Source organism: Streptomyces sp. NBC_01275, from assembly GCF_026340655.1.
In the GTDB taxonomy this organism is placed as follows: domain Bacteria; phylum Actinomycetota; class Actinomycetes; order Streptomycetales; family Streptomycetaceae; genus Streptomyces.
The window spans coordinates 792,383-804,897 of sequence record NZ_JAPEOZ010000001.1 but is presented as its reverse complement, the minus strand read 5'-3'; the positions used below and the strand labels follow the sequence as shown (position 1 = coordinate 804,897).

The 12,515-nt window shown below is 70.2% G+C and carries 10 protein-coding genes; 3 read left to right on the top strand and 7 right to left on the bottom strand.

Features of this window, described 5'->3' with window-relative positions; genetic code table 11:
- Positions 1-92 precede the first annotated feature (92 nt).
- A complete protein-coding gene (locus OG562_RS03525; RefSeq protein ID WP_266393489.1) occupies positions 93-887 on the top strand; it encodes an alpha/beta fold hydrolase in 795 nt (264 codons plus the stop codon).
- Between the two features lie 92 nt (positions 888-979).
- Complete coding sequence (locus OG562_RS03520) at positions 980-1,351, top strand: antibiotic biosynthesis monooxygenase (protein ID WP_266393487.1); 372 nt, start codon at positions 980-982, stop codon at positions 1,349-1,351.
- A gap of 377 nt (positions 1,352-1,728) precedes the next feature.
- On the opposite strand, the gene OG562_RS03515 is transcribed toward OG562_RS03520, so the two are convergent.
- From OG562_RS03515 to OG562_RS03490, 6 genes are read right to left on the bottom strand one after another with little or no spacing between them, the layout of a single operon-like run.
- Complete coding sequence (locus tag OG562_RS03515) at positions 1,729-3,390, bottom strand: (2,3-dihydroxybenzoyl)adenylate synthase (protein ID WP_266393485.1); 1,662 nt, start codon at positions 3,388-3,390, stop codon at positions 1,729-1,731.
- The gene (locus tag OG562_RS03510; RefSeq protein ID WP_266393483.1) at positions 3,380-5,437 is read right to left on the bottom strand and encodes an acetate--CoA ligase family protein; all 2,058 of its coding nucleotides are present in this window, start codon (positions 5,435-5,437) and stop codon (positions 3,380-3,382) included. The genes OG562_RS03515 and OG562_RS03510 overlap by 11 nt, the downstream gene beginning before the upstream one ends.
- Positions 5,434-6,987, bottom strand: coding sequence for an FAD-dependent monooxygenase (locus tag OG562_RS03505; protein WP_266393481.1), 1,554 nt, complete (start codon positions 6,985-6,987; stop codon positions 5,434-5,436). Before OG562_RS03505 ends, OG562_RS03510 begins: the two co-directional genes overlap by 4 nt.
- A gap of 16 nt (positions 6,988-7,003) precedes the next feature.
- The gene (locus OG562_RS03500; RefSeq protein ID WP_266393479.1) at positions 7,004-7,729 is read right to left on the bottom strand and encodes a maleylpyruvate isomerase family mycothiol-dependent enzyme; all 726 of its coding nucleotides are present in this window, start codon (positions 7,727-7,729) and stop codon (positions 7,004-7,006) included.
- Positions 7,726-8,556: a fumarylacetoacetate hydrolase family protein gene (locus OG562_RS03495; protein ID WP_266393477.1), complete on the bottom strand. Its 831-nt coding sequence runs from the start codon at positions 8,554-8,556 to the stop codon at positions 7,726-7,728. Before OG562_RS03495 ends, OG562_RS03500 begins: the two co-directional genes overlap by 4 nt.
- Positions 8,553-9,629, bottom strand: a complete 1,077-nt coding sequence (locus OG562_RS03490) for a cupin domain-containing protein (protein WP_266393475.1) — start codon at positions 9,627-9,629, stop codon at positions 8,553-8,555. Before OG562_RS03490 ends, OG562_RS03495 begins: the two co-directional genes overlap by 4 nt.
- A gap of 122 nt (positions 9,630-9,751) precedes the next feature.
- Between OG562_RS03490 and OG562_RS03485 the strand changes: the two genes are divergently transcribed.
- The gene (locus tag OG562_RS03485) at positions 9,752-10,525 is read left to right on the top strand and encodes an IclR family transcriptional regulator (RefSeq protein ID WP_266393473.1); all 774 of its coding nucleotides are present in this window, start codon (positions 9,752-9,754) and stop codon (positions 10,523-10,525) included.
- Positions 10,526-10,922: 397 nt separating this feature from the next.
- Here the strand turns inward: OG562_RS03485 and OG562_RS03480 are convergent, their stop codons facing one another.
- Positions 10,923-12,185 (bottom strand): amidohydrolase family protein, encoded by a 1,263-nt coding sequence (locus OG562_RS03480; RefSeq protein WP_266393471.1) that lies wholly within the window; start codon positions 12,183-12,185, stop codon positions 10,923-10,925.
- Positions 12,186-12,515: the final 330 nt, after the last annotated feature.

Sequence of the window (12,515 nt, the reverse complement as noted above, 5' to 3'; positions counted from 1 at the left end):
CAGCAATCATACGCACTGTGTGATAGACCTGAGGAAGTAATCACACGCACTGGATGATTCTTGCGTGTCGACGATTCGAAAGGCAGACGCTCATGTCACCCCGCAACCTCACCGCACCCACCTTCGCCCGCACTCGCCTCGGCTCCGGCCCCGGCCTGCTCCTCGCTCACGGCGCCGGCAGCAGCCTGGCCGGCACCTACGGCCCCGTCCTGGAGGCCCTCGCCGCCCGCCACACGGTCGTCGGCATCGACTACCCCGGCAGCGGCGACACCCCCCGCTCCACCACCCCGCTGTCCGTCGACGACCTCGCCGACCAGCTCGTCGCCGCCGCCGACGCGGAGGGCGTCGACCGCTTCGCCGTGTCCGGCTACTCCCTCGGAGGCCCGGTCGCCATCCGCGCCGCCACCCGCCACCCCGAGCGCGTCACCGCACTCGTCCTGACCGCCGCCTTCGCGCACCGCGACAACCGGCTCGCTCTCGCCTCCTCGATCCAGAGCAAGATCGCCGCGTCCGGCGACCGCGAGCTGCTCGCCGAATTCCAGCTCATGATGGCCCTCGGCGCCCAGGCACTGGAGTCGATGCCGGCCGAGCAACTGCAGCAGACCCTCGGCTACGTCGCCGCCGGTACGGTCGACGGCAGCTCCGAGCAGACCGACCTCGTCGGCCAGGTCGACGTCCGGGACGACCTCGCCGGCATCACGGTCCCCACTCTGGTCGTCTCGACCGCCGACGACCGGCTCGTCTCCAGCGACCTGCACCGCCGGCTCGCCGAGACCATCCCCGGCGCCCAACTCGCCGAAATCGCCACCGGCCACCTGCCGATGCTGGAGCGGACCGACGAGTGGCTGCAGCTCATCACCGACTTCCTCGACAAGCACCACGCCTGAACGCACACCACCGGCGGTGCCACAGGGGCCCGGCCCCTCACCCGGACCGCTCCTTGATCACAACTCACCACACGCGAGTACATGGAGGAACCATGCTCAAGTTCGGCCAGCTCGACGAGTCCACCCACTTCCACGACCAGCAGAAGGAGGAGGCCGGCCCGGTCACCATCATCAACACCTTTGTCGCCCCGGAGGGCAAGGAGGACGAGGTGGTGGCCGCCTGGAAGGACGACGCGGAGTACATGAAGAGGTCGGGGAGCCTCCTCTCCGTGCAGCTGTACCGGGGTATAGCAGGCAGCCGGCTCTTCACCAACGTCGCAGTCTGGAAATCCACCGAGCACCTCCGCGCAGCGCTCGGCACGCCGGAGTTCGCCTCGCATCTGGCGAGCTACCCTGCCGGTACCGTGGCCTACCCGCACCTCTACCAGAAGTTCGCTGTAGAAGGCGTCTGCGACGGGGAATGACGACCGCCAGCCGAGTCCGGGCCGCCGTTCGCCACGCGCACGACGTGGTAGCGACGTTCGGTTCCTGGTCAGCCGCGGGCTCGCGCCGACGACGCCGGTCCGTGTCCTCTGACCGACCGGTGCTCGAAGCACTCGGCCCGGCCCGCACGGAGAAAGACTCAGCGGCAGGACGTACGAGAGGACGCATGTCGCTGGTCACCAGGGCGGGGTACATCCCGCTACTGGTCCGACGGTCGGGACACGGGGTGACGGCGATGGCGGTACCTGGAGCTGCTTCCCAGGTACCGCCGGAAGGCCGGCAAAGCCGATTGACTCCCTCAGGGGAAGCGAAGGTCACCGTGACGACGCCGGCCCGTTCGCCGCCGTGGCGAGCGCCGTCACACCGCCTCGACGGAGTCCGCCTTGCCACGGACGACATCCCGCAGACGCTTCTTGTCGATCTTGCCGACCTTTGTCAGCGGCAACTCCTCCACGACCAGCAGGTCTTCCGGGAGCTTGTATCGCGCCACCTGCATGGTGGTGAGGGCGGCACGGACCGATTCGAGGCTCAAGTGGGTCCCGGGCTCGACGACCACGACCGCGCACACCCGCTCCCCCAGGTCGGGGTCGGCCTTGGCGACGGCCGCGACGCGGGCGACACCGGGCAGGCGGTAGATGAGGTTCTCGACCTCCTCGGCGGAGATCTTCTCGCCGCCCCGGTTGATGAGGTCCTTGTCTCGTCCTTCGACGACGAGATTGCCCGACGGGTGCAGCCGGACGATGTCACCGGTGCGGTACCAGCCGTCGGGGGTGAACGCTCGGGCGTTGTGCTCGGTGGCCCGGTAGTAGCCGCGTGGTGTGTACGGGCCGCGGGTGAGCAGCGCGCCCATCTCGCCGGGCCGGACCGGCTCGTCGGAGGCGTCGGCGACGAGGATCTCGTCGTCCGGGCACATGGGGCGCCCCTGTGTCTCGATCTTGATCTCGTCGGGGTCGTCGAGGCGCGTGTAGTTCAACAGTCCCTCTGCCATGCCGAACACCTGCTGGAGCGTGCCGCCGAGCACGGGTTCGGCGCGGCGGGCGACCTCGGGCGCAAGACGGGCGCCACCCACCTGCAACAGCCGTAGTGCGGGCGGGGCGGGGTGGCGGCCGGAGGCCACCGCCTCGATCCAGCGCTGGACGACGGCCGGTACGGCGGCGGTGACCGTCACGCCCTCGGCGGCCATCAGCGGCAGCACCTTGCCGGGTTCCGGGGTGCGGGCCAGGACGACCCGGCCACCGTTCATGAGGGTCCCCAGGATGCCGGGACAGGCCAGGGGGAAGTTGTGTCCGGCGGGCAGCGCCACCAGGTAGACGGAGTCGGCGTCGAGGCCGCAGACCTCAGCGCTGCGGCGGGCGTTGTACTCGTAGTCGTCATGGGTACGGGTGATGAGCTTCGGCAGTCCGGTCGTACCGCCGGAGAGCAGGAAGATGGCGATGGCGCCGCTGTCCGGGGCGATGTCGTCGAGCCGGGCACGTGCGCCGGCCGGGTCGTCGGCCGGTTCGGCCAGGGCGCGCAGGTCCGTGGCGTCGGTACCGGCCGTGCCACCCGCGACGAGCAACAGCCGTACGCTCGGGGTGCCTTCGGCGACCTCCCGCCCCAGGGCCTGGTGGTCGAAGTCGCCGAGTCGGTCCGGTACGGCGATCGAGGTGACCTCGGCATGGGCGGCCAGATAGCGCAGTTCGTGACCGCGGTGCGCGGGCATCGCCATCACGGGAGCGATTCCAGCCCGCAGACAGGCAAGGGTGAGTGTGACGAACTCCCAGCCGTTGGGCAGCTGGACGAGCATCGCGTCCCCGGATTTGAGACCACTGTCCAGCAGGCGGCACGCCAATCCGTCGGTTCTGTCGACGAGTTGACGGTAAGTCAGACGTGTGTCGCCGTCCACTACGGCCACCGCGTCGCCGTAGGTCTCCGCCCATTCGTGAAGGTACGAGCCGAGCGGCCTGCCACGCCAGTATCCGGCCTCGCGGTAGCGGTCGGCCGCCTCCTTGGGCCAGGGCACGAATCCCTCACGCGTCATCGGATCCTCCTTGATCCCGGGGGTCACGCAACAGCAGTACGGCGTCGAGCGCGACGACGTCGCCGTCGGGCAGGACGCGCAAAGGGTTGATCTCGCACTCGGCCACGGCATCGTCGGCGGCGAGGGAGGCCAGGGCGAGCAGTACGTGGGTGAGTCGCGCGCGGTCGACCGGGGTGGCGCCGCGCGCGCCGAGGAACAGCTGGCGGGTGGCGAGCTCGTCGAGCATCGCGTGAGCCTCGTTCGAGGACAGAGGCGCGAGGCGCAGGGAGACGTCGCCGAGGATTTCGGCAGCCGTTCCCCCGGCGCCCAGAGCCAGCACGGGGCCGAAGACCGGGTCGCGGCGTACGCCGACGATGAGTTCGGGACCGGCGGGGGCCATCTGTTCCACCAGCAGCGCGGAGCTCGCGGGCATGCGGGCGAGGGCTTCGTCGAGCTCCTTGTGGGTGCGGATGCCGACCTGGACCCCGCCCACTTCCGTCTTGTGCAGGATGTCCGCGTCGAGAATCTTCACGACGACCGAGCCGCCGAGCTCGTCGAGAGCCGCGTGCGCCGCGGCGGGGTCGGCGCACACGCGCCGTACGGGCGTGTGGATGCCCAAGTCCGCGAGGACGCCCTTGGCCGTGTGCTCGTCGACCGGCCCCGGCGGGGGCAGGGTGGGGGCATCGGAGGCGGTGAGGACGGCCTCCGGTCGAGTGCGCGCAGCCGCGTCCTCGACGAGCGCGCGTACCATCGCCGATCCCGAGGCCGGCGTGGCCGCGCAGGGAATGCCGGCTTCGCCGAGTTCACGGCGGGTCCGCCGCGCCTGCTCCACGGGTCCGCCGACGACGGCGACGAGCGGGGTGGCCGTACGGGCGGCGGTCAGCGCGGCCGGGAGGTCCACCGCCGTCGGTTCCAGCAGCCCGTAGACGGCGGTGACGTCGATACCGGGGTCCTCCGAGACCCGCTCCACGATCTGCGTGATCGTGGGTGAGGGCCGACCGGTGTCGACAGGGTTGTTCAGATAGGTGAGGGCCGGGAGCAGCTCGCGCAGCTCCTTCACCGTCCGTTCGACCAACGGGGGAACCTGGATGCCGTGGGAGCGCAGGTCGTCCGTGAGCAGCAGACCGGGTCCGGCCTGGGCGGTGACCAGGCCGACGCCTGCACGGGGATGCGCGGGGAGTCGTACACGGCTGAGCGCGGTGACTGCGTCGACGAGGTCGCGCTCGTCGTCGACGAGGACGGCTCCGGCCTGGCGCAGGGCCGTCCTGGTCACGCGCCAGGAGGTGGCCAGGGCACCGGTGTGGGAGCGGGCGAAATCTCCGATGTCGCTGCGGCCCACGACCAGGGCCACCACGGGGACACGATCGGTCAGACGCCGCACCGCCTCGGTGAGACGGCGGCCTTCCGCGGCGGTCTCCACGTGCAGGGCGACGGCCCGTACGCCATCGTCCTCGGCAAGGTGGTCGAGGACGTCGGCCTGGGTGACGTCCAGGCTGTTGCCCAGCCCGACCCCGAGGCGCAGGCCGACGCCGGCCTCGGCCAGGGCGAACGCCAGCGCGTGGTTCACGCCGCCGCTCGCGGCCACGACCGCCACCGGACCCGCTTCCAGGTCGGGCGCGCCCGGGACGAAACTGGCCGTGAGCCGTCGGTGGGGGACGAGGAAGCCTGATGTGTTCGGTCCGAGGACCCGGATGCCGGTGTCCGCCACCACGTCAGTCAACGCCTGCTGGTGCAGCACCCCGTCGCCGCCGGCTTCTGCGAAACCGCCCGCGCACACGAGCGCGGCGCGGGCACCGACGGCTGCCGCCTCGCGTAGGGCGTCCGCGGTCACGGCGGCCGGAATGCAGGAGACGACCAGGTCGGGTGTGATGCCGTGGGCTGCGGCGGCCTCGCCGACGGTGGGGAAGAAGCCCCGATCGGGTTCCGGGCGGCCGGAGTTGACCTTCATCACCGGCCCCGGGAAGGAAGCCAGGGAGTCGGCCATGGCCGCGCCGAGCTTCCCAGGCGTGGCCGATGCGCCGAGCACGGCGATGGCTCGGGGTGCGAACAGCGGTTCCAGGGAGGTCACTTGGTGCCTCCGACGAGGTCGGCCCGGCCGGAGAGGACGAGCGTGGTCGCGGTGTCGTCGTCGTAGGCGCCGACGATCGCGGCGGGCAGGCTGTGCACGAGCCGGGCTTCCTCCGCGACCAGTACGCGGGTCAGCGCCGTACCGCCGCGTACACCGACGAGCAAGGCGCCCGCCTCTGCCGTCTCACGCACCTGATCAAGAGCGAGCGGCAGACCCTCCTCAGTGTCCGGGGCGTCGATCCATACGCCCGCCCCCGACGACTGACCGCTGAAGGGGACCATCGGGATGCCGGTGCCGTCGGTTCCGGTCAGGACGTCGTCGTCGACCGTCACCCGCCGCGAGGGAAGGCGGTATGGTCCGCCGCGGAAAGGCGTCTGCAGGGGCCCCGCATCGTGACAGCGCCGCCACCATCCGTCGACGCGGTCCACGTATGCCGCGTCACGCAGGGTGAGTTTGCCCCGCGGGATGCTGCGGGTGAGGAAGTGGAAGGCGAACTGCGTCGGGTCGTCGAGCGTACGGACGTAGCGGCCGAAGTGCTCCCACCAGGACAGGCTGGGCCGCGCCGAGTTCTGGATCTTTTCCACCTTGGGGCGGCGGCGCTCCTCGTAGATCTCCAGTGCCTCCGGCACGCTGTGCGACGCCTCCCCCAGGGTCTCGGCCAGCGCGACCGCGTCCTCCATGGCCATCTTGGTGCCGGACCCGACGGAGAAGTGCGCGGTGTGCGCAGCGTCGCCCAGCAGCACCCACTTGCCCCGTCGCCACGAACGGGCCCTGCGGGTCGCGAAGTTGGCCCAGCGGGAGTTGTTGCCGACCAGCGGGTGCCCGTCGATCTGCTCGCGGAACAGGTCTTCCAGGTAGCTCTTGGTCTTCTCGTCGCTCATGCCCGGCGGGGTCGACGGATCGAAGGCGTCGAGACCGGCCCTGGTCCAGGAGTCCGCGTCGGTCTCGACGATGAAGGTGCTCAGCGACTCACTGATCGGATAGGCGTGGGCGGCGAAGACACCGTGGGGGCCGTCCTGGTGGACGAACGTGAGCCCGTCGAACGCGTAGGTGGTGCCGAACCAGATGAACTTCGCGCTCGCCACCTCGGCGGTCGGTCCGAAGTCGTCGGCGAACAGGGTGCGGAAGCGGCTGTTGGCGCCGTCGCACACCACGACCAGGTCGAAGTCGTCCAGCTCGGTGGGATCGCGGACCTCGTGCTGGAAGCGCATCTGCACGCCCTCGGCGTGGGCCCGCTCCTGCAGCAGGCTCAGCAGCGTTTTGCGTACGACAGCCGCCATGCCCATGCCGCCAACGCGCTCCCGAGCCCCGTGCACGCGGACCTCGATGTCGTCCCAATGCCGGCCGTGCTTCTCCAGCGCCTCGCTGAGGACGGGATCGGCGGCGTCAATGGCGTCGAGTGTGGCGTCGGAGAAGACCACTCCGAAGCCGAACGTGTCGTCGGGGCGGTTGCGTTCGAAGACCACGACCTCGGCGCCGGGCCGGCTCCGTTTGAGCAGTGTGGCGAAGAACAGTCCTCCGGGACCTGCGCCGATGCAGGCAACTTTCATCGTCTTTCCTTCGTGCTCACAGCCACGCGGGCAGCTTCGGCAGGGATCCCCCGCCGGTCGGGTACAGCGGGCCGGGGACGGGGCGCCCGGTCGCGTAGGCGGCCAGGCTGGGCAGGTCACCGCTCACCACGACCGGCTCGACGTCGGCCGAGTCGCCCAGCAGCCAGGTGTGGGCACCGGCCTCGGACCGCAGCCGGACGGTGGGACTGTCCGGTCGGCCGGGGAAGGAGGCGGCCACGTCGTCGACGAGGGCCGCGCACACGTCGTGCGGCACGTCGTCGAAGCTGGTGTCGATGTTCAGGTCGACGGCGTGGACCCATACCTCGCGCACCCGCATCCAGGGCACCTGAGAGAGGGGCACCTCACGGCCTCGCGCGGTGCGGACGGTCGCCGCCCAGTACTCGTCGGGCAGCGCGGCGAGCTCCTCGGCGAGACGGCCGTCGGCCGCGAGCAGCTCGGCACGCAGCTTTTCGGCCGGCTGCCGGGCGCCCTCCTCGATCTCGCGCGCACGCTGGGCGCCACTTGCGTACATGGGCGTCTCGACACCAGTACGCGCCCAGATCAGCAGGTTGACGAGGGCGTCGGCGTTGCGGGCGACGTGGGCGACGACGTGGGCGCGGCTCCAGCCCGGCAGGTACGAGGGCCTGGTGAATCCCGGGTCGGTCAGCCGGTGCACGGCGGCTTCGAAGGCCGCCGTGCCCTTGGCCGCCTGCTCCAGCACCATGGCCGGGCCTGCGCTCACCGTGTCTCCCGGCGGCAGGTGTTGCGAGTCTCGCCGATTCCCTCGATCCGGGTGACGAGGAGTGAACCGTCCTGCAGATAGCGGGCGGGCTTGCGGGCGTGGCCGACCCCGCCCGGGGTTCCGGTGGCGATCACGTCGCCGGGCACGAGGGTGACGATCTCGGACAGGTACGCGACCAGGGTGGCCGGGTCGAAGACAAGGTCACCGGTGTCGGCCTTCTGGACCGTGTCGCCGTCGACTTCACAGGTCAGGTTCAGGCCCTGGGCGGAGACCGCGGGGTCGTCGGCGGTCACCAGCCACGGTCCGATGGGGGTGGTGGCCTCGAAGGTCTTGCCCTGGTCCCACTGGGTGGTGCGGTACTGCCAGTCGCGTGCGGTGACGTCGTTGAGCACGGTGTACCCGGCGATCGCGGCCCGCGCCTGCTCTGTGTCGGCGTGCCGGACCTCGGTACCGATGACGACGCCGAGCTCGGCCTCCCAGTCCATCTGCGTGGACGCGGCGGGCAGGGTCACGTCGTCGTACGCACCGACCAGCGCCCTCGCGAACTTGGAGAACAGCGTGGGGTGCGAGGGGAGTTCGCGGCCCATCTCCAGAATGTGGGTGCGGTAGTTGAGACCGACGCACACGACCTTCTCCGGCGCGACGACCACGGGGGCGTAGTCCAGGGCGCCTTCGTATGTGTCACCGTCGGCGTCCGCGGCACGCGTCGCCCAGTCACTGTGGCGCAGGAAGGCCACCAGGTCGCTCTCGCCGAGGTCGACGGCCTTGTCCTCGTCGACGCGGACGGCGCGCGTGGTGCCGTTGACGCGGATGGTGGCGAGCTTCACTTGTGTTCTCCTCGGGAGGTACGGGCGAGACCGAGGGCCTCGTAGACGGGCTCGTCGCTGAAGCGGAAGAAGTCGACCTGGGTGCGGGCGGACAGCGAGACCTCGCACCAGGACGGGACGACGAACAGGTCGCCCTTGGCGATCTCGAAGACCTTGTCGCCGACCTGCGCGACCGCCTCACCCTCGAACACCTGCCAGACCGCGGAGCCGACCGTGCGCACCGGGGTGGTCTGGGTGCCGGCCCTCAGACGGCGCATCTCGGTGCGCATCGTGACCAGGGCGTCCCTGCCAGTGGTGGGGTTCGAGAAGCGGACTCCGGCGTGCCCGGGCTCGAGCACGCCGGGCACACCCTCCTGCTCCAACTCCAGCTGGGCGGTCAAAGCGGCATCGGTGTGCTCCCAGCGGTACGCGTTCAGCGGGGAGTTGGGCTGGTCAGGCCGGCTGATCGGGCGCAGTCCGGGGTGGCCCCACAGTCGCTGGCCGCGCGAGCGCTCGGGGGTCTCACGGGTGGAGAGCTCGTCGGGGCCGAACTCGAAGAAGCCGGCGTCCAGCTTGGAGACGAGCGGGATGTCCAGGCCGTCGAGCCAGGCCATCGGCTCATCGGTGACGTTCTGGTGCTCGTGGAAGGCCCAGCTCGGCGTGAGCAGCAGGTCACCCCGTCGCATCGCCACCGCGTCCCCGTCGACGTTGGTCCATACGCCCTCGCCTTCGACCACGAACCGGAAGGCCCCCTGGCTGTGCCTGTGCGAGGGTGCGACCTCGCGGGGTCCCAGGTACTGGATCGCGGTCCACAGGGTCGGGGTGACGTAAGGAAGGCCCGGAAGGCCGGGGTTGGAGAGGGCCATGGCGCGGCGCTCGCCACCACGGCCCACCGGCACGAGCTCTCCGGAGCGCTGCGCGATGGGCAGCAGCTCCGCCCACCGCCACAGGTGCGGCACCGCGGCTGGCTGCGGCACCATCGGCATGAGGCCGTCCACCTGGGTCCACAGCGGGATCAGACCCGCGTCCTCGAAATCCGCGTACAGCTCGTCGAGCAGCTTGCGCTCGGTCTGTTCGCTGGTGGTGTCGGTCATGGAAAACCTCCACGTTCGTGTCGTACGGCGACCGCCGGACGAAGCGCGCATCGTTCCGCGCCGTCCCTGACGCTACGCCGTGATTTCCCCTCATCGGAATCCGTGAAGGGTAGGATTCCTCTATGGAGAATTCAGGCAGTCTTTCGCCGAGCCCTTCGTATCCGGTGAGCGCCGCCGGCAACGCCCTGCGCGTCGTCCGGCTGCTGCACGAGCTCGACGAACTTCGGGTGATGGACGTCGCCGACCGGCTCGGCGTCGCGCGCTCGACCGCGCACCGCATCCTCGCGATGCTCGTCTTCGAGGGATTCGCAGTGCAGGACCGCCACAAGGTGTACCGGCCGGGGCCGGCTCTGCAGGCGATCAGGGGAAGCCAGGCAGCCCCTCCTCCGGACCTGATCACCATCGCCCACCCCCACCTGCAACGGCTGGCGGACGCCGTTCGAGAGACGACCCACCTGATGGTGCTCGAGGGCAACGGCAGCCGCTTCCTCGACGGCGTGGAAGGCCCACAGGCGCTGCGCGTCAGCTACCGCACCGGCACACTCCTGCCCGCCCACGTGACCTCGGGCGGCAAGGCCCTGCTCGCGGCACTGCCGACTGACCGGCTCCGGGCCCTCTACCCCAACGGACTCCCCGACGGCCGGGCCAAAGCTCCCAAGGACTTCGAGAGCCTGATGAACGAGCTGGTGTCCGTGCGCCGCCACGGCTACGCCCTCAATTTTCAGGAGAGCGAGCGCGGAGTGCACGCCGTCGGCGCGTGTGTGCGCGACCGCACCGGCGCCGCCGTAGCTGCCGTGGTCGTGGCGGCTCCGTCCGTCCGCTGCACCCGCGCAAGGCTCGCTGAACTGTCCCAACCTCTGCTCGCGGCCGCGCGGGACATCGGTCAGGGTCTGTGAACGGCGGCGGCGCACGCCACCGTCAAACCGCATGGTGGCGTGCGCCGTAGCGTCTTCGCAGCATGTCGTACGACCTCTGCGAAGGGCATCCCGGTGAAGGCGGCAGCTGTAGTCGTTCTCCAGAGCGGCCCCGGCCCGCGCCGCCGACCCACCGGCTGGGCGCGAACTTCGTTCATCAGCGGGGGTGACGGATCGTCAGGGCTTGAGCACGATCCTTCCTCACCGTGCGAGGACGTTCCGGTCCGTGGAAGGCTTTGAGCACGTTGTCGAGCCTGTGGCGAGGGCGATGGGGATTCGCCGATCACCATCGGCGATCAGCGTGGTGACACGCTGAGGGACAGTGCCCTTGCCACGGCGCAACCTCCATCTTGGTGCCGCGCCTCGCGCCCGGGGCTCGTCACAGTCCCAGAACGCGCTCGGCGTTGCCGTGCGCGATGCTCGCGAGGTCGGCCGGCGCGTACGGTGCGGAGCGCAGGAATTCCACCGCCGCAGCGCTGGACTCGAACGGGTAGTCGATGGAGAACAGCACCCGGTCGACACCCACGGCATGGACGGCTCCCAGCAGCGCGGCATGCGACATGACTCCGCTGGTGGTGACGTACACGTTGTTCCGCAGGTAGTAGGAGGGCAGGTGTTGGACCCTGTGCTCGGGGGGCACCTGGTCGTAGCGGCTGTCGAGCCTGGCCATCTGGAACGGCAGCAGCTCGCCCATGTGGCCCAACATCACCGACGCGCGGGGGAACTCGTCGAACACTCCGCCGTAGATCAGCCGGAGCGCATGGGCACCCGTCGTCGCGGTCCATCCCCAGGAGGGCCCGACCAGCACGGGATACCCGTCGAAGACATGCCAGTTGTCTGCCGGAACGACAGCCGGATGCAGATACAACGTCACACCGAGGCGCTCCAGTTCGGCCCAGACCGGCCTGAACTGCGGCTCGTCAAGGTAGTGGCCCCGCACATGGTCGTTGTACAGCACGCCCTTGAAACCGAGCTCCGTCACCGCCCGGCGCAGCTCCACAACCGCGGCCTTCGGATCTTGCAACGGAAGGGTCGCAAAGCCTGCGAAGCGGGTCGGATGGGCGGCGATGGCCTTGGCGAGATAGTCGTTGATCCGCCGCGCGACCGCAACGGCCTCCGCGGGATCCTCTATCACTTCCACGCCCGGCGTGGAATACGAGAGGACCTGGACGTCGACGCCGTTGGCGTCCATGTCCGCCAGCCGCAGCTCGGTCAGATCGTCCAGGCGCCGGAACCACTCCTGCTTGATCGCCTCCGGCACTGCCATGTGCTGACGGATCGCTTCCTCCTGCCGGATGGCTCCGGGAACGGAGAACGCCTCTTCCACGGCCACAATGCGCATCTTGTCCTCCGAAGTGTTCCGATGGTCCTTCGAGCGGCCGCCTGCGGGCCGGGGCGGCGGACCTGACGTCGGGTGTTTGGGGTTGCCCCCCTGGGCACCGGTGACCGCCGTGGAGACACGGCTGCCGGGCGCGGCCTCGGCGGCCCGCGCGGGCGACCCCGCGACCAGACCGCCGATCACGGCGGCTCCTGAAGCAGCGGCGGTCGCGGCGATGAATCTTCGCCGGGTGGCCTCGGTAGCGGGCTTGGTGCGGGGCTCGGCGGGCGGAGTCACGGCTTGGAAGGGACGGTCGTCGGGCATGTCCACTCTCCCTCAAGGGCGCGCGGGTGATTGCCGGGGTCCTGTCAATGGCTGTTGCGCTCCGCGAGGGTGCGCGTCGTTCGCGAGCGGTCCGACGGCCCTTCCAGCCGCGGCCGCTGAGGCATGGCGTCAGTCAGGGGGCAGGTCGTGACCGGCTGGTCCTGGTCGGTTCGCAGAGTCGGCGAGCCGCGTCCGGGGACAGGGTCCGACTGTGAGTGCACTCTTTCGGGCTGGACCAGCCGAAAGAGGTCAGGCTGTTTCTCGGTAAGTCGCTGATGCTCGTCCCTGCGTGCCACCTGACCATCAGCGTCTGAGCAGAGGCGGTGTTGG